General features: G+C 58.5%; 16 protein-coding genes. 5 read left to right on the plus strand and 11 right to left on the minus strand.

Annotation, left to right across the window (positions count from 1 at the left end; genetic code table 11):
- Positions 1–5: 5 nt before the first annotated feature.
- Complete coding sequence (gene dapA / locus GS636_RS15520) at positions 6–878, plus strand: 4-hydroxy-tetrahydrodipicolinate synthase (RefSeq protein WP_171670466.1); 873 nt, start codon at positions 6–8, stop codon at positions 876–878.
- A gap of 136 nt (positions 879–1,014) precedes the next feature.
- Here dapA and GS636_RS15525 read toward each other — a convergent pair whose 3' ends face one another.
- From GS636_RS15525 to GS636_RS15550, 6 genes are all read right to left on the minus strand, one after another.
- Positions 1,015–1,902: a DmsC/YnfH family molybdoenzyme membrane anchor subunit gene (locus tag GS636_RS15525; RefSeq protein WP_171670469.1), complete on the minus strand. Its 888-nt coding sequence runs from the start codon at positions 1,900–1,902 to the stop codon at positions 1,015–1,017.
- Positions 1,902–2,651: a 4Fe-4S dicluster domain-containing protein gene (locus tag GS636_RS15530; RefSeq protein ID WP_171670472.1), complete on the minus strand. Its 750-nt coding sequence runs from the start codon at positions 2,649–2,651 to the stop codon at positions 1,902–1,904. Before GS636_RS15530 ends, GS636_RS15525 begins: the two co-directional genes overlap by 1 nt.
- Positions 2,652–2,760: 109 nt before the next feature.
- Positions 2,761–5,580: a molybdopterin oxidoreductase family protein gene (locus tag GS636_RS15535; protein ID WP_171670474.1), complete on the minus strand. Its 2,820-nt coding sequence runs from the start codon at positions 5,578–5,580 to the stop codon at positions 2,761–2,763.
- 90 nt (positions 5,581–5,670) lie between these two features.
- Positions 5,671–6,678 (minus strand): phosphate acetyltransferase, encoded by a 1,008-nt coding sequence (gene pta, locus GS636_RS15540; protein WP_171670477.1) that lies wholly within the window; start codon positions 6,676–6,678, stop codon positions 5,671–5,673.
- A gap of 22 nt (positions 6,679–6,700) precedes the next feature.
- The gene (xsc, locus tag GS636_RS15545) at positions 6,701–8,476 is read right to left on the minus strand and encodes a sulfoacetaldehyde acetyltransferase (RefSeq protein ID WP_171095927.1); all 1,776 of its coding nucleotides are present in this window, start codon (positions 8,474–8,476) and stop codon (positions 6,701–6,703) included.
- A gap of 123 nt (positions 8,477–8,599) precedes the next feature.
- Complete coding sequence (locus GS636_RS15550) at positions 8,600–10,060, minus strand: PLP-dependent aminotransferase family protein (RefSeq protein WP_171670480.1); 1,461 nt, start codon at positions 10,058–10,060, stop codon at positions 8,600–8,602.
- Positions 10,061–10,192: 132 nt separating this feature from the next.
- Here GS636_RS15550 and GS636_RS15555 point away from each other — a divergent pair, with 132 nt between their 5' ends.
- A complete protein-coding gene (locus GS636_RS15555; protein WP_171095930.1) occupies positions 10,193–10,501 on the plus strand; it encodes a helix-turn-helix transcriptional regulator in 309 nt (102 codons plus the stop codon).
- The gene (locus GS636_RS15560; protein WP_171670482.1) at positions 10,494–11,525 is read left to right on the plus strand and encodes a permease; all 1,032 of its coding nucleotides are present in this window, start codon (positions 10,494–10,496) and stop codon (positions 11,523–11,525) included. The genes GS636_RS15555 and GS636_RS15560 overlap by 8 nt, the downstream gene beginning before the upstream one ends.
- Before the next feature lie 56 nt (positions 11,526–11,581).
- On the opposite strand, the gene GS636_RS15565 is transcribed toward GS636_RS15560, so the two are convergent.
- Together GS636_RS15565 and GS636_RS15570 are read right to left on the minus strand one after the other, a co-directional pair.
- Positions 11,582–11,971, minus strand: coding sequence for a hypothetical protein (locus GS636_RS15565; RefSeq protein WP_171670485.1), 390 nt, complete (start codon positions 11,969–11,971; stop codon positions 11,582–11,584).
- A 51-nt stretch (positions 11,972–12,022) separates the two neighbouring features.
- Positions 12,023–12,784: a DUF1013 domain-containing protein gene (locus tag GS636_RS15570; protein ID WP_171670488.1), complete on the minus strand. Its 762-nt coding sequence runs from the start codon at positions 12,782–12,784 to the stop codon at positions 12,023–12,025.
- A 130-nt stretch (positions 12,785–12,914) separates the two neighbouring features.
- Between GS636_RS15570 and GS636_RS15575 the strand changes: the two genes are divergently transcribed.
- Positions 12,915–13,556, plus strand: a complete 642-nt coding sequence (locus GS636_RS15575; RefSeq protein WP_171670490.1) for a ribonuclease T2 — start codon at positions 12,915–12,917, stop codon at positions 13,554–13,556.
- Here the strand turns inward: GS636_RS15575 and GS636_RS15580 are convergent.
- Positions 13,553–14,041 carry a hypothetical protein gene (locus GS636_RS15580; protein ID WP_171670492.1) on the minus strand — a complete coding sequence of 163 codons (489 nt, stop codon included), beginning with the start codon at positions 14,039–14,041 and terminating at the stop codon, positions 13,553–13,555. The two genes, GS636_RS15575 and GS636_RS15580, sit on opposite strands and share 4 nt — an antisense overlap.
- A gap of 206 nt (positions 14,042–14,247) precedes the next feature.
- Here GS636_RS15580 and GS636_RS15585 point away from each other — a divergent pair, with 206 nt between their 5' ends.
- Complete coding sequence (locus tag GS636_RS15585) at positions 14,248–14,745, plus strand: lactoylglutathione lyase family protein (RefSeq protein WP_171095945.1); 498 nt, start codon at positions 14,248–14,250, stop codon at positions 14,743–14,745.
- Between the two features lie 69 nt (positions 14,746–14,814).
- Here GS636_RS15585 and recR read toward each other — a convergent pair whose 3' ends face one another.
- Together recR and GS636_RS15595 are read right to left on the minus strand one after the other, a co-directional pair.
- On the minus strand, positions 14,815–15,408 hold the full coding sequence (recR, locus tag GS636_RS15590) for a recombination mediator RecR (RefSeq protein WP_171670495.1): 594 nt from the start codon (positions 15,406–15,408) through the stop codon (positions 14,815–14,817).
- A gap of 61 nt (positions 15,409–15,469) precedes the next feature.
- A complete protein-coding gene (locus GS636_RS15595) occupies positions 15,470–15,823 on the minus strand; it encodes a YbaB/EbfC family nucleoid-associated protein (protein WP_170347293.1) in 354 nt (117 codons plus the stop codon).
- Positions 15,824–15,933 lie beyond the last annotated feature (110 nt).

Consider the following 15,933-nt stretch of genomic DNA (forward strand, 5'->3'; position numbering starts at 1 on the left):
GTGTCATGTTCAAAGGCTCAATGCCAGCCCTCGTCACCCCGTTCACCAACGGCGAGTTGGACCTGAAGACGCTCAAACACCTTGTGGAATGGCAGATTGCTGAAGGCTCGACGGGTCTTGTGCCGGTTGGTACCACGGGCGAAAGCCCCACGCTCAGCCACGATGAGCATGAAACGGTGATCGAAGAGGTCGTGAAAACAGCGGCGGGTCGCGTTCCGGTCATCGCCGGTGCCGGATCGAACAATACGGTCGAAGCCGTTCGTTTTGTGCAATTCGCCAAAAAGGTCGGCGCGGATGCAGCGCTGGTTGTCACCCCGTACTACAACAAGCCAACCCAACGCGGCCTGATCGCGCATTTCCAGGCTCTTCACGAAGCTGCGGATATTCCGATCATCATTTACAATATCCCCGGACGGTCCGTTGTTGACATGACACCGGCCACTATGGGTGAGCTTTCCAAGCTGCCACGCATCGTTGGGGTTAAGGACGCAACGGGCGATCTGGCCCGTGTCAGCCAACAGCGCGCGACCTGCGGCGCGGATTTCTGCCAACTGTCTGGTGAAGACGCGACTGCGCTTGGATTCAACGCCCATGGCGGCGTTGGCTGCATCTCGGTCACGGCAAACGTGGCACCCAAATTGTGCGCCGAATTCCAACAGGCCACACTGGCCGGAGACTATGCAAAAGCGCTGGACTATCAGGATAAGCTGATGCCTCTGCACGAGGCCATCTTTATCGAACCGGGTCTTGTCGGTGCCAAATACGCGCTCAGCAAACTGGGCCTTTGCAGCACCGAAGTGCGCTCACCTCTCACCGAGCTTGAGGACGGCACCAAGACTGCAATCGAGGCCGCAATGGCGCATGCCGGTCTGATCTAAGTCGGACCCGAAATGACAAAAGGGCGGCCTCAAATCCCGAGCGCCGCCCTTTTCATTTGCCGGATCCAATCTTCATCTGGCTAAAAATACCTCGGGGGAGATGCGCGGTACGCGCAGCGGGGGCAGAGCCCCCTTCTCACCGTTTCCCGTAGTAAAGCCCAACAACATGCTCTGCCTGCGCAAAGAACAACCAGCGCGACGTTGCTACGCCCGCCAGATGCGACGCCACCGCCAGCAAGGCAAAGAGGTGCTTGATCACGACGCCCGAGACCGGGATCAGGATCAGCAGCAAAGGCAACACAAACGCCAGAACAAAGGAAATGATCCGCAGTTTCTGCACGTGTTTGCGCCCAACCACGTGGACGAATTCGCGCAACAGATAGTTGGTGCCCGTATGCGGCGGCTCGAAGGCGCGCACATCACCGCGGACGCCCAGCCCAGTGGCGGTGCTCAGCGAAGTGCCGGATCGCGCGAATGCGCCGTCGCCCTTGGCCCAGTAAGCAAGCTGTACTGCCCCGGCAATGGCAAGCAACCAGGGGGCCAGAGTTTCAGCCCCGGACAACAGGGCACCTCCGGCCAAGCTGAAGGACAGGAACAGGATTGGCGTCAGTTCCATGTTCCAGCGCGGGATGGTCTTGAGCTGGGTGTAAATCATCGAGGTGGTAAACACGGTCGCAAGACTGAAAAACGCGCCGAGCCAACCCAGAACTGTCCAATGGCTGCCCAGAAAAACTGCGCCGAATGCATAAAGCCCCATGACCACCAGGGCCGCCACGGCACAAACCCCTTCTCGGCTGAGCCAGCTCGATTTCCATTGGCTGAACGCCTTCCAGGCGCGTTCGGGGTGGCCCAAATGGAAGGTTGAGGCCAGCAAACCACCCACTGCCAGCGCATATGCGATGACGTAAAATACGAATGCCACAAAGCCGGTCACCGCAGGCTGGCCAAGCCCGAGGAAAAACAGCAAGCCGAATCCCAACCCGGACAAAGTGGTGAAGATAATAACGGACGGTGCGGGATGCATCAGAGTTTCTCCAACGTCTTGTCGAGCCAGCCGAGGAAACCCTTGGGTTCTTCAGCGACCGGTGCCAGCAGGGGGGCCAAAATGTCGATCTGGTCCTCAACCGTGTCCTTGGGGCGCGGCGGCAGGTATTTGTTGACGGGTTTGGTGCCCATTTCAGGCATCAGGTCCATACCGCCCCGATCTGCGACGAGTTTGCTGACATCGCTGTCAGGGTCGCCCAAATCGCCAAAGTGCCGCGCGCCGGCCGGGCAGGTGCGCACGCACGAGGGCACACGATCTACCTCGGGCAGGTTTTCGTTGTAGATACGGTCGACACAGAGCGTACATTTTTTCATGACGCCTTCTGCTGCATCCAGCTCCCGGGCACCGTATGGACAGGACCAGGCGCAAAGACCGCAGCCAATACAGTCGCTTTCATTAACCAACACGATACCGTCTTCGACGCGTTTATAGCTGGCGCCGGTTGGGCAGACAGTGACACAGGGAGCATCTTCGCAATGCAGGCAAGATTTCGGGAAGTGGATCAGTTGAGCGTGACCCTGTTCCGGCTGTACCTCATAGGAATGTACGCGGTTCAAGAAGGTGCCGGACGGGTTGCCACCGTAGGCGTCTTGGTCCGACAGAGGCGCGCCGTAGTTTTCCGTGTTCCACCCTTTGCAGGAGATTACGCAGGCGTGGCAGCCGACACAGGTGTCCAGATCGATGACCAGACCCATTTTACGTTCGGTGGATTGGGGAAGCTGGGTCATGTCAGGGAACCTCGGCTGTTATGGGCGGGGGAGGGGGCCAGCCCCCTCTTGAGCCTTTGGCTCAATTCACCCCCGAGATATTTTTGGCCAGATGAAGAACGGATCCGGTTCATTTGCCGACCTTCCATGCGATATCTTTCGGGCCGGTGCCAACGGGCGATTTGATCGGCTCAAATTCGGGTTGGCTTTCGGTATCTGTCGGAGGGGCGGCTTTTTCGATTTTGACCTTGAGGTCGAACCATGCAGCCTGACCAGTCACCGGGTCAGAGTTGGCCCACCGCATCCCGTCGCCTTTGGGCGGCAGCAGTTCGTGGATCAGGTGGTTGAGGAGGAAGCCTTTGGTGGCTTCCGGCGCGTCCTCTTGCAGAGCCCACGCGCCTTTTCGTTTACCAATGGCGTTCCAGGTCCAGACGGTGTTGTCGTTCAGTGCGGCCATTTCCATGACGGGCACGGTGATTTCTCCGTGCGGAGAGGTGACCTTGGCCCAATCGCCATCGCTCAGCCCATGTTCCCGCATCAGTTTGGTTGGGACGTAGAGCGGGTTGCGTCCGTGCAGCTGGCGCAGCCAGGCGTTCTGAGTGCCCCAGCTGTGGTACATCGCCATCGGGCGCTGGGTCAGTGCGTTGACTGTAAAGCCTTCGTTGCCCTGCTGGTCGGTTTCATACCAGATCGGCAGCGGGTCCATCGTGTCTTTGATCCGCTGGCGCAGGTGATCCGGCGGCTGGCGGTCACCATGCCCTTCTGCGGCCAGTTGGAACTTGCGCATAGGCTCGGAATAAAGTTGGAACAGGTATGGCTGCGGGCTGTCATAGAGGCCCATCCCGACGGCCCAGTCCTGATACGCCGCGTTCCAGGGTTTGTAGTAATCCGCGCCTTCGGGGATGTGCGCGACGTAGAAACCACCGTTTTCGATATAGCGGTTCAGCTGGTCGGGATTGACCTCTCCACGCCCTTCCTTGTCGCCGTTTTCACCACGGAACCCGGCAAGCGGGCCGATACCCGGCTTGCGCTGGTGGTTCACGATATAGTCGGCGTAGTCCTTCCACTTGGGCGTCCCGTCTTCGTTTGTGAAGCCCGGCAGGCTCATGCGGTTGGCGAGTTCGATCAGCACCGACTGAAAGCCGCGCACATCGCGGTCAGGCTCAATCACCGGCCAGCGGATCGCGTCGGCGGCGGCGTCGGCCTCGCAAATCGGGCGGTCAAGCAGCGAGATACAGTCGTGACGTTCCAGATAGGTGGTGTCAGGCAGGATCAGGTCAGCATAAGCCACCATTTCCGAGGAATAGGCGTCGGAATAGATGATCTTGGGGATGACGTATTTGCCGTCTTCGTTGCGCGCCGTCAGCATCTCCATCACACCTTTTGTGTTCATGGAGGAGTTCCACGACATGTTCGCCATGTACATGAACAGCGTGTCGATCTTGTAGGGATCACCTGCGGCGGCGTTTGAGATCACCATATGCATCAGCCCGTGGGCGGACATTGGGTTTTCCCAGGTAAAGGCTTTGTCGATACGCTGCGCCGTGCCGCAATCGTCGATCAGTAGGTCCTCTGGCCCGCGTGGGAAGCCCAGGTGGGGGCCTTCCAGCGGGCGACCAGGGCGACGGTCGCCATGGGGGGTGGGGTGCGCCTCGACCGGTTTGGGGTAGGGCGGTTTGAAGCGGAAGCCGCCGGGGACCTCGACCGTGCCCAACAGGATTTGCAGCACATGCAGTGAGCGACACGTTTGAAACCCGTTGGCGTGGGCCGAGATACCACGCATGGCGTGGAAGCTGACCGGGCGGCCAATCATTTTGGAATGCGTCTCACCCCGGAAGTCGGTCCATTCTTGATCCAGCTCGATGGCTTCGTCAAAAGCAACACGGGCGATTTCCGCCGCGATGGCGCGGATGCGTTTGGCCGGGATGCCGCAGCGCTCGGCCACAGCTTCGGGGGCGTGGTCGTCGCTCAGATATTTTTCGGCCATCAGGTGGAAGACGGGTCGATGCGTGACGCCGTCTTTTTCATAGGTTGCTGCCAAGTCTGGGCGGACGCCGGGTTTGTCGAACGCGGTGGGTTCGCCGGTCGCACGATCTATCACTAGCGGCTTGCCGTCGGTGTCGCGCAGGAACAGGCCCTTTTCAGGCCCCTCCGCAGCATTCACCAACACTGGCGCGTTGGTGTAGCGGCTAAGGTAATCGAGATCGATCTTACCCGCCTTCATCAGCACGTGGATCAGAGACAGAATGAACAGACCATCGGTGCCCGGAGTGATCCCGACCCAGTCATCGGCGACGGCGTTATAGCCGGATCGGATCGGGTTCACACCGATCACCCGCGCGCCGCGTGCCTTGATCTTACCGATACCCATCTTGATTGGGTTGCTGTCGTGATCCTCGGCCACACCAAACAGCATGAACAACTTTGTATGATCCCAATCGGGCTGACCGAACTCCCAGAAGGCACCACCCATTGTGTAGATGCCGCCCGCAGCCATGTTGACCGAGCAGAACCCGCCATGGGCTGCATAGTTCGGGGTGCCGAAGTTTTGCGCCCAGAAGGACGTGAAGCTTTGACTTTGGTCTCTGCCAGTAAAGAAGGCAAGTTTTTGCGGGGCGGTCTCGTGCAGTTCGTTCAGCCATCCAACGGCCGTGCTGATCGCTTCATCCCACTCGATTTCGCGAAACTCGCCCGAGCCTCGCGGGCCGACCCGACGCAGCGGCTTGCGCAGGCGTGAAGGGGCATTCACCTGCATGATCCCAGCACTGCCCTTGGCGCACAAGACACCTTTGTTTACAGGGTGGTCGCGGTTGCCTTCGATATAGGCAACCTTGCCATCTTTCATGTGTACGTTGATGCCGCAACGGCAGGCGCACATATAGCACGTGGTCTTGCGAACCTCGTCCGAAACCTTCGGAGACGTATCAAGGATCGGCTGCTGATGGGTCATTGGCGGGTCCTGTCGGTTATATCGGGATGAATGTGTCAGTTTCTTCCCGATTTGAGAACACTGTTCCGAGAAACGGTGTGAAAGACTGCATTACGTTTTGCTGGCTTGCAGGGCGGTCACGGCGATCATTTGGGTTACATCTTCGGCGCTACAGCCGCGCGACAGGTCGTTGGCCGGCTGGGCCAGTCCCTGAAGCACGGGGCCAATTGCGGTATAGCCACCCAGGCGTTGGGTGATCTTGTAGCCGATATTGCCCGCGTCGAGATTTGGGAAAATCATTACGTTGGCTTGACCGGCGACGGATGAACCGGGGGATTTGCGGTCGCCCACCGAAGGGACAAAAGCGGCGTCAAACTGCAACTCTCCGTCGACAGACAGATCAGGTGCTGTCTGGCACACCGTGTCAGTGGCTTCGATCACCTTGTCCGCGTCCGGGTGTTTGGCGCTGCCTTTGGTCGAAAAGCTGAGCATCGCGATCTTGGGTTCGACTTGCAAAAGAGTTTTTGCCGAAGCGGCCGAGGCGATGGCGATTTTGCTCATCTCAGAGGCAGACGGGTTGATGACCAGACCGCAGTCTGAATAAAGCATCGCCCGCGCACCGGGTTGGGCGTTTTCGGGCGGGTACATCAGGAAAAAAGACGACACCATTCCGGCATCTGGGGCCATTCCGATCACTTGGATAGCCGCGCGGACGATGTCGCCGGTTGTGTGAACCGCGCCGCCTACCGTGCCGTTGGCGCGCCCGCTGCGTACCAGCATGGCGGCGTAGATCGGCGCTGATTCAACAGCAGCGCGGGCTTTGGTCAGATCCACGCCCTTGTGCTGACGAAGTTCGAAGAACCTCTGGGCAAAGTCCTCGGTCAGATCTGAATTCATGGGGTCATGCACAGCGACGCCTGGTGAAGGCGCTGCCCCTTGTTCTTTCAGGGCGTCTTCGACTTCGGCTTGCGGGCCGATCAGGATTACGTCGGCCAGATCTGCCTTGTGGGCGGCAAGCGCCCCCGCAACAACACGGGGATCACTGCCTTCGCATAAAGAAATAACAGGGCGGATTGCCGGAGCGTTCTGCCGCAACAGCTCAATGGGTGTCAGGGTCATTCGCTCCGGCCTCGTCCTTTGTTTATACGGCTTGCTCGCGCATGTCGTCAGCCGAAACGCCCGCAACTGCGACAGGCTTTTTCATCGCGTCGCGGCGGAAGGGTTCACCCAGTTCCTGATTGATCATGGCTTCGATCAGGGTGGTGATGCCGTTCTTCTGATCCTCGATCGCCTGGTTCAACGCTGCGGTCAATTCGTCCTGCGTGCGGGCGATAACACCCTTCAGGCCGCAGGCATTTGCGATACCGGCGTATGACACTTTGGTGTCCAGCTCGGTGCCGACGAAGTTGTCATCGAACCACAGGGTCGAGTTGCGCTTTTCCGCGCCCCACTGGTAGTTGCGGAAGACGATCTGAGTTACGGCGGGCCATTCTTCGCGGCCAATTGCAGTCAGTTCGTTCACGGCGATACCGAAGGCACCGTCACCGGCGAAGCCGACAACCGGAACGTCCGGCTGGCCGATTTTCGCACCCACGATGGCGGGCAGGCCATAGCCGCAGGGGCCGAACAGGCCGGGAGCCAGATATTTGCGGCCTTCCTCGAAGGAGGGATAGGCGTTGCCGATGGCGCAGTTGTTGCCGATGTCGGACGAGATGATCGCCTCTTTCGGCAGCGCGGACTGGATTGCGCGCCATGCCATGCGGGGGCTCATCCAATCGGGCTTTGCGGCACGTGCGCGTTCGTTCCAGCTGGTGCCCGGATCGTCATCTTCGTGATCCATGCTCGAAAGCTGCTGCGCCCAAGCGGATTTCTTTTGCGCGATCTTGGCTTTGCGATCTGCGCGGCCCTCGTCACCCGCGGTGTCCGACAGCTGGGCCAGAATCCCGTTTGCGACCTTGGCCGCATCACCGACGATGCCGACGCTGACTTTCTTGGTCAGACCGATGCGGTCGGGGTTGATGTCGACCTGGATGATTTTGGCATCGGCAGGCCAGTATTCCATGCCGTATCCGGGCAGGGTCGAGAACGGGTTCAGACGGGTGCCCAGGCACAGAACCACATCGGCCTCGCTGATCAGCTCCATCCCGGCTTTCGAGCCGTTATAGCCCAGCGGACCGGCAAACAGTGGGTGCGAGCCCGGGAAAGCGTCGTTGTGCTGGTAGCCAACGCAGACCGGCGCATCCAGACGCTCGGCCAGGGCCTTCGACGCGTCGATGCCGCCTTCGGCCAGAACCACACCGGCACCGTTCAGTATGACAGGGTTTTTGGCGTTCGACAGCAACTCGGCCGCCTGCGACACAGCGGTTTCACCGCCCGAGGGGCGCTCGAATTCGACAATAGCAGGCAGATCAACGTCGATGACCTGGGTCCACATATCGCGGGGTATGTTCAACTGAGCCGGACCGCTGGCGCGTTTGGCCTGCATGATCACGCGGTTCAGAACCTCGCAGACGCGGGACGGGTCACGAACTTCTTCCTGATAGGCAACCATGTCTTCGAACAGCTTCATCTGCTCGACTTCCTGGAACCCACCCTGTCCGATGGTTTTGTTCGCCGCCTGCGGGGTCACCAGCAGCAGCGGGGTGTGGTTCCAGTAGGCGGTTTTGACAGCGGTCACGAAGTTGGTGATGCCAGGGCCGTTTTGCGCGATCATCATCGACATCTTGCCGGTGGCCCGGGTATAGCCATCGGCCATCATGCCGGCGCTGCCTTCATGGGCGCAGTCCCAGAACATGATTCCAGCTTTTGGGAACAGATCCGAGATCGGCATCATCGCCGAGCCAATGATACCGAACGCATGTTCGATCCCGTGCATCTGCAGAACCTTAACAAAGGCTTCTTCGGTCGTCATCTTCATGTGAGTGCTCTCCAAACAAGTGGGTGAAGCCGGGCAAAGAGCCCGGGGTTTGATACGGTTTTGGCGTATGGGTGCGGCTGGCGTTAGGGCCAAAACGAAACCCAAATTAGGTCCAGATGCCGCTCAGGTAGTTCGAATGGCGTCTGCAATCAATTTTACACCTGGTGCAATGCGGTCGGTCGAAATGGAGGAGTAACCGAGGCGGTAGTAATTCTGTGGCCTATTCGGACCAGAGAAAAACGGGGCACCAGGTTCAATGTGAACGCCCTGGGTCTGCAACCTCAATGCCAGTTGCGTTGTGTCGATATGCTCTGGCGCAGACATCCACATTGATGAGCCGCCAATCACGCCGCGCCCGGCCACGGTCAGTCCGCTTTCTTCTATGGCGGAGTCCATTGCATCGCGCCGTTCTTGCAGGGCTTTTGACATGCGCCGGATTTGCGCGTCGTAATGGCCCAGTGAAAGGAAATACGCGGCCGTGCGCTGAATGTGCCCGGGTGGGTGGCGCAGAACCAATGACCGAAGCGCGCGTGCCTCTCGGATAAAGGGCTCAGAGCCGACCATGTATCCAAGCCGCAGACCGGGGAACAGCGACTTGGAAAAACTGCCGACGTAAATCACGCGTCCATCCCGATCCATAGACTTGAGTGCCGGAGACGGCGCACCCCGAAAGGCCATTTCGAACTCGTAGTCATCCTCGACAACCATTGCATCCAATTCGCGTGCTCGATCCAGCAGTTGATTGCGGCGCGCGATCGGCATTGTCGCCGTCGTCGGGCTTTGATGGCTGGGGGTGGTGAAGATAACGTCGGCGTCGTCTGGGATCGTCTCGGGTGGCAGTCCGTTCTGATCGACGCTCAAGGGCGTCACCGCGCAGTCCCAATGGTTCAGCAGGCTCCGCAGCGCGTAATAGCAGGGGTCTTCGATCACTGCAGATCGATTGTGAGTCAACAAAATGCGCGACGCCAGCCAGAGAGCGTTCTGCGCGCCCAAAGTGATCAGAATCTCTTCGGGGCGGGCTGCAATGCCGCGTCTGGGCAGAGTGTGGCGGGCGATGAACTCGACCAGAAGCGGGTCATCCTGATCCACGTAATCCCCGGTTAGCGAATCGAAGTCCTTGTGTCCCAACGCGCGCACGGCGCACAAGCGCCAGTTGGCGTGATCAAACAAAGTTCGGTCGGCCTGACCATAGATGAACGGATAGCGGTATTCGCGCCAGTCGCTGGGTTTTGGCAGAACGTCGCTGTCCAGAAAGCGACGGGCCAACGCTTTGTTCCAGTCAACGGATTCTGTGCCGCGCTGGACAGGCGAGTATTTCGGTGGAACGGGCGCGTTATGCGAAACATAGTACCCAGATCGCCCCTTGGCCGTCAGGTAATCATTCGCCAGCAATTCGGTATAGGCCAACGTGACGGTGATCCGGCTGACGCCCAGATGTGCGGCCAGTTTTCGCGATGATGGCAGTTTCTCTCCAACGTGAAAGCGGCCCGACAGAATGCCCTCGGCAATCATCTGCTGGATCTGGGCCTGCAGCGTGCCCTGACCGTTGAGTTCTAGAAAGAATGTATCGACCGAAATCCCCATGCCTGCTTATAGGTTGGACTTAAAGGGCGTGCAATCTGGACTTACGCAATCTGGGCGTATTTCAACGACCCGGTTGACTGGGAAACATTATTAAACTAAATAACCAGAAATCTAGTTTAATGGAGGCGACTCATGTGGGAAGCTGCTGCTGCCGGATTTTCTGCGATGGGCTCGGAGGCCCGGCTGAAAGTCCTCAAGACCTTGGTTCGGGCTGGTGAGGCCGGTTTGACGGTTGGCGAGATTCAAAACCGGACGGGCATTGCTCCGTCGACTTTGGCGCATCACCTGCGGTTTCTTGCGGCCGGTGGTGTGGTTGAACAGGAAAAGATTGGTCGAACCACGATCAACCGAGCCTGTTACGACGAATTGAGAAACCTGGCGCAGTTCATCCTCAGCGAATGCTGCGCCGATGAAGTTGGAAAGGCCGCGAACGATGGCTGAATTAACACAAAACCCGCGCGTGACAGCCAAGGGGGTGCTGGACCTGATCAAGACGCCTTGGGCGCTGATCGTCGTGATCCTTGTCGCGGTGGCCGTTCTGGACCCCGGCAATCTGCGTGAGGTTGTAATTTTCGCCGCAAAGGCATTGGCGCATACGGGGCAATACATCCTGTTTGCCGTGCTGCTGCTGTCATATCTAAAGGCCACCGGTGCGGAAGTGATGGTGGCGCGCGCCTTTGAGGGGCGGGAGACCAGGATGATCTTTCTGGCCGCGTTGTTCGGTGGATTGGCTCCGTTCTGTTCTTGTGAGGTTATTCCCTTTATCGCAGGTCTTCTGGCCCTTGGCGCGCCACTGTCTGCGGTCATGGCGTTCTGGCTCAGCTCACCCTTGATCGACCCGCCGACGCTTTTGATTACGGCTGGCGCGCTGGGGTGGCCTTTTGCCATCGGCAAAGCCGTCGCGGCGGTCGCACTTGGCCTGTTCGGAGGCTTCGCGGTTCGGCTGCTGATGCGCCAGGGTGCGTTTGCCCAGCCGTTGCGCGCGTACAAACCCGCCGGGTGCTGCGGATGTGGGTCGAAACTGGACGACAAGCCGGTCTGGAAATTCTGGCAGGAGCCCGAGCGCCGCGTTCGGTTCCGCTCGGAATTCGTGCACAACGGATTGTTCCTGTTGAAGTGGCTAGCTTTGGCCTATGTACTCGAAGCCCTGTTGGTCAACTACGTGCCTGCCGACCTGATCGCTGGCGCGGTGGGTGGGGAAGGCGTGCTGCCTATCGTTGTCGCCGCTTTGGTTGGTATGCCCGCCTATCTGAACTCTTACGTGGCACCACCGCTTTTGGCTGGCTTGATGGAACAAGGAATGACTGCGGGCGCCGCCATGTCCTTCATGGTCGCTGGTGCCGTCAGTTCCATCCCGGCAATGGCCGCCGTCTGGTCGCTGGTCAAACCCCGTGTGTTTGCAACCTATTTGGGCCTTGGTGTGGGCGGAGCAATTATCGCGGGCATCATCTTTCAGATGGTGTGATTAATAAAGCCACCCGGTGTCAGCATCGGGTGGCTTTGCGTCTAGGTGTTAGCCAATCAACTGCCTTCGCACAGGCTTGGCAGTTTGAACCGGTACCGCGCCTCACCAGATTCGACGTAAACGCGTTTCTCGATGCAAGCTGTGGTGCCTACGGTCTGGGAAATGGGCGACTCGGTCGACGTGATTGAAGTTGCCGAACCATCGGGCAGGCGGACCGAGGCGATGACACCGTTCCTGAGATCACCATTCACCGGGGTTGCCGACAGCACTGGAACGGTCAGGAAAGCTTCGTGCTCGTGTTCGCCCTCATCCCCCAGCAGATAGAGGGTTGTGACGATGGCAATCATAACAGCGCCACCGGCCAACCCAAGACCCCATGTTTTCACAAAGGCATAGATCGAAACGGCGCGGTGCGGGCCAAAAATCGCTGATAGAATGCTTAGCATGACAAGTCCGTCAAAAAAGCCCCAGCCGTGCCGACCGGGGCTTATTGTACATTACGGGCGAAGATCGTCTTCCTCTTCGTCATCCGCCCCGCCTTTGGGCAGATTGAAGAAGCTCTCGGCGTCGATGATCGCCTCTTCGTCTTTTTCTTCTGCTGGCTCGTCGGACAGCGAGAAGGTTTCGAGCCCTTCAATGGCTGTCGGAATCTTCGGCGCGGCATCCATTTCCAGAGACTGTTCCGTCGAGACCAGTTTGCGACGCTCATCATCGCTCATCACACCGCCTTCGGCCGCTTTCTTTGCGGCTGCTTTCTGAACGGCTGTGTCCAGCTCGGACTGCTTGCAAAGGCCCAGAGCAACCGGATCGATGGGTTGCATGTTGGTAATGTTCCAGTGGGTACGCTCGCGGATCGACTGGATTGTCGGTTTGGTAGTGCCCACCAGCTTGGCAATCTGGCCATCGCTGAGTTCGGGGTGGAACTTGACCAGCCACAGGATCGAGTTCGGACGGTCCTGACGCTTGGACAGCGGGGTGTAACGCGGACCACGGCGCTTTTCTTCGCCAGCGGCCGAAGGATTGAACTTGAGCTTCAGCTTGTGAAGCGGGTTGTTCTGCGCCGCGTCGATTTCGTCCTGGGTCAACTGGTTGTTGGCAATCGGGTCAAAGCCTTTGACGCCTGCAGCGACATCACCATCAGCGATGCCCTGCACTTCCAACTCGTGCATTCCTACGAAATCCGCGATCTGCTTGAAGCTGATCGTGGTGTTGTCCACCAGCCATACGGCGGTTGCCTTGGCCATAAGCGGTTTTGCCATCAGCCCGTCTCCTATACATACATCTGTCCCGTCGCCGGAATTCGGCGGCCCCGGGGATTTGGGGCAGGTTTCCGTTGTCGGGGAACTTGGGGCCTATATAGTCGCGGCACGGCAAGAAGGGAAGAGGCGAATGCGCCAAGGTATTTCGGGGCTGGTATTGTGGGTCTTCAGCGCGGTTGTTGCGCTGGCCGAAGGCGAAAAGGCCGGAGAGTTCGATTACTATGTTCTATCGCTCAGCTGGTCGCCCAACTGGTGTGCCCGCGAAGGCGACGCGCGCGGGTCCGATCAGTGCGATGCGCGGCATGACCACGGTTGGATATTGCATGGCCTGTGGCCACAGTTCCATCAGGGTTGGCCGTCGTATTGCAGAACGCCCGAAGCACCGCCGACCCGACGCATGACGCGTGAAATGGAAGATATTCAGGGCAGTGCGGGCTTGGCCTGGCACCAGTGGAAGAAACACGGCACCTGTTCCGGGCTGTCGGCAGCCGACTATTTCGCGCTGTCCCGGCGCACCTATGACGCGGTCGCGCGCCCGGAGGTCTTCCGCAAGCTGGACGCATCCGTGATGTTACCCGCCGAAGTGGTCGAAGAAGCGTTTCTGAAGGCCAATCCCGAACTAGAGCGCGATATGATCACCGTCACCTGCAAGCAAGGTTATATCGAAGAAGTCCGCCTGTGCCTGTCGCGCGACCTTGATCCCGTACCCTGTGGCCGCGACGTGATCCGCGACTGCACCGCCAAGGACGCGTTGTTCGATCCGATTCGTTAAAGCTTCTTGTTCTGGCAGTCGCGGGCGTAGTCCAGCGCTTTGGCGGTGCCTTTTAGGTCGATGGCCATGACAACCTCACCGGCTGGATTGTAGACGGTCATTGTCTTGTTCTGAGCGATTGCGTCGACGAAGCTTCGGTCGGTGAAGAAGACAGTCGCGCCTGGTACGTCCCGTTCATTGAACCCAATCGCAGTGGCATCATAGCTTTTGCCGTCCAGATCAAAGCGGATCGGATAGCTCTCACCCTGTTTAATGTCGCCCCATGCCTTGTTGTAGACCGCGAAATAGCCGCGATTACCCAGCGCGTCATAGCCCAGCCGCACGACCGAGAGGTCCTGATACACCGTCTGGATCAGGCATCCGTTACCAAGCGCGGGGTCCATCATGATGTTCCAGCCTTCGACGAAGCCCTTGTCGACAAGTTCCTGCGACAGGGCGGCAGTTGCGGTGAAGGTGGCGAAGGTGAGGGCGAGAAGGCGGGTCATAACGTATTCCAATCAAAGGGATCAAGTCTTAGGCATTCTACTACGCGCGTGCGGAAGGCAAAGGCCCTTTTGCTTTTTAGCGACCTTTTTGACTCCGGGTCTTGATCCATGCGCGAGGGTGAACCCTGCTATGATGGCTTGGGAAGCAACTTGAAAACCGATCGCTGACCAATAGTTTTACGACTCAGCAGTTTAAGGAGCATTCGATGTCTCAGTTTCCAAGGACTTTTTCACATATCGGGTTGTCTGTTCCAAACGTGGACGAAGCCGTAAAGTTCTATTCCGAGGTCTTGGGGTTTTACGTCATCATGCCGCCCACGGACGTGGTCGAGGATGGCTCGGACATTGGGGTCATGTGCACGGATGTTTTCGGCCCGGACTGGAAGAAACTGCGTATCGCACATCTCGCGACAGCAGACCGGATTGGAATTGAACTTTTTGAGTTTGACGGGAATTACGCGCCCGAAAACAACATCGATTTCCGCAGAAATGGAACGTTTCACTTTTGCATTCAGGACCCCGATGTCGAAGGTCTGGTCGAGAAGATTGTGCAGGCTGGTGGAAAACAGCGCATGCCGATCCGGCACTATTACCCCGGAGAAAAGCCTTACCGCATGGTCTATGTTGAAGACCCGTTTGGTATCGTATTCGAACTCTACAGCCACTCGTATGAGCTGACCTACTCGTCTGGTGCTTACACCTGAAGCCTGCGAGCATGCTTTGATAAGCGTTGGGGCGACAATGCAGTTGTCGCCCTGGTCCAATACGGCCCGCTATATTTCCTTTCGCGCCCTTAGCGCGGCGGTGATCGTACCGTCATCCAGATAATCCAATTCTCCGCCAATCGGCACGCCCTGCGCCAGTGAGGTCAGGCGAACCTGTCCTTCCAACTGATCAGCAATGTAATGCGCGGTGGTCTGGCCATCTACGGTGGCATTTAGGGCAAGGATGATCTCGGTAATCCCTTCGGCCATCACTCGGTCTTTGAGGCGGGGAATGCGCAACTCGTCCGGGCCAACCCCGTCCAGCGCCGACAGCGTGCCACCCAGAACGTGATAGCGGCCTTTGAAGACGCCCGCGCGCTCCATCGCCCAGAGGTCGGCCACGTCTTCGACCACGCACAACTGTCCGGTTGCGCGGTCTTCGGAATTGCAGATGTCACAGATATCGGTGGTGCCCACGTTCCCGCAGTTCAGGCATTCGCGGGCGGTCACGGCGACTTGCTGCATGGCATCAGACAAGGGTGTCAGCAGCAAAGCGCGTTTTCGGATCAGGTGCAGCACAGCGCGACGGGCCGAACGCGGGCCGAGGCCGGGCAGTTTGGCCATAAGGTCGATCAGGTTTTCGATATCGCTGTTCGAACTCATGGCCTGTCCTGTCTTGCGCCGGAGGGAGCCTCCGGCGGGAGTATTTTTAAAAAGATGAAGCTCAGAACGGCAGCTTGATGTCTGCGGGCAAGCCCATGCTTTCGGTCAGTTTGGCCATTTCTTCCTGCGAACGTTCAGCGGCTTTGGTTTGTGCATCTTTTATAGCCGCCAGGATCAGGTCTTCGACCACTTCCTTGTCGTCACCGTTGAAGATCGACGGATCAATATCCAGACCTTTCAGTTCGCCTTTGGCGGTTGCAGTCGCCTTGACCAGTCCAGCCCCGGATTCACCGACAACCATCATGTTGTTCAGCTCTTCCTGCATTTCGGTCATCTTGGTTTGCAGGTCCTGCGCGGATTTCATCATCTTGGCCATGTCACCCAGACCGCCAAGCCCGCCGAGTCCTTTCAGCATAGTATTCTCCTGTATCTCTGCTTGGGTTCTAAATACGGGCCGCAGCCGCGTGGCACAAGGGTTCCCGCGTTTGACGGTGAGGTCTTTGGAAACGCGCCTCCCTTTGTCGC

It is taken from the genome of Ruegeria sp. HKCCD4884 (assembly GCF_013110855.1).
Lineage (GTDB): Bacteria > Pseudomonadota > Alphaproteobacteria > Rhodobacterales > Rhodobacteraceae > Ruegeria.

Excerpts from the sequence above, each read along its gene's own strand:
- dapA (WP_171670466.1), top strand. The coding sequence starts at position 6 with ATGTTCAAAGGCTCAATGCCAGCCCTCGTCACCCCGTTCACCAACGGC.
- GS636_RS15525 (WP_171670469.1), bottom strand. The coding sequence starts at position 1,902 with ATGCATCCCGCACCGTCCGTTATTATCTTCACCACTTTGTCCGGGTTG.
- GS636_RS15530 (WP_171670472.1), bottom strand. The coding sequence starts at position 2,651 with ATGACCCAGCTTCCCCAATCCACCGAACGTAAAATGGGTCTGGTCATC.
- GS636_RS15535 (WP_171670474.1), bottom strand. The coding sequence starts at position 5,580 with ATGACCCATCAGCAGCCGATCCTTGATACGTCTCCGAAGGTTTCGGAC.
- pta (WP_171670477.1), bottom strand. The coding sequence starts at position 6,678 with ATGACCCTGACACCCATTGAGCTGTTGCGGCAGAACGCTCCGGCAATC.
- xsc (WP_171095927.1), bottom strand. The coding sequence starts at position 8,476 with ATGAAGATGACGACCGAAGAAGCCTTTGTTAAGGTTCTGCAGATGCAC.
- GS636_RS15550 (WP_171670480.1), bottom strand. The coding sequence starts at position 10,060 with ATGGGGATTTCGGTCGATACATTCTTTCTAGAACTCAACGGTCAGGGC.
- GS636_RS15555 (WP_171095930.1), top strand. The coding sequence starts at position 10,193 with ATGTGGGAAGCTGCTGCTGCCGGATTTTCTGCGATGGGCTCGGAGGCC.
- GS636_RS15560 (WP_171670482.1), top strand. The coding sequence starts at position 10,494 with ATGGCTGAATTAACACAAAACCCGCGCGTGACAGCCAAGGGGGTGCTG.
- GS636_RS15565 (WP_171670485.1), bottom strand. The coding sequence starts at position 11,971 with ATGCTAAGCATTCTATCAGCGATTTTTGGCCCGCACCGCGCCGTTTCG.
- GS636_RS15570 (WP_171670488.1), bottom strand. The coding sequence starts at position 12,784 with ATGGCAAAACCGCTTATGGCCAAGGCAACCGCCGTATGGCTGGTGGAC.
- GS636_RS15575 (WP_171670490.1), top strand. The coding sequence starts at position 12,915 with ATGCGCCAAGGTATTTCGGGGCTGGTATTGTGGGTCTTCAGCGCGGTT.
- GS636_RS15580 (WP_171670492.1), bottom strand. The coding sequence starts at position 14,041 with ATGACCCGCCTTCTCGCCCTCACCTTCGCCACCTTCACCGCAACTGCC.
- GS636_RS15585 (WP_171095945.1), top strand. The coding sequence starts at position 14,248 with ATGTCTCAGTTTCCAAGGACTTTTTCACATATCGGGTTGTCTGTTCCA.
- recR (WP_171670495.1), bottom strand. The coding sequence starts at position 15,408 with ATGAGTTCGAACAGCGATATCGAAAACCTGATCGACCTTATGGCCAAA.
- GS636_RS15595 (WP_170347293.1), bottom strand. The coding sequence starts at position 15,823 with ATGCTGAAAGGACTCGGCGGGCTTGGCGGTCTGGGTGACATGGCCAAG.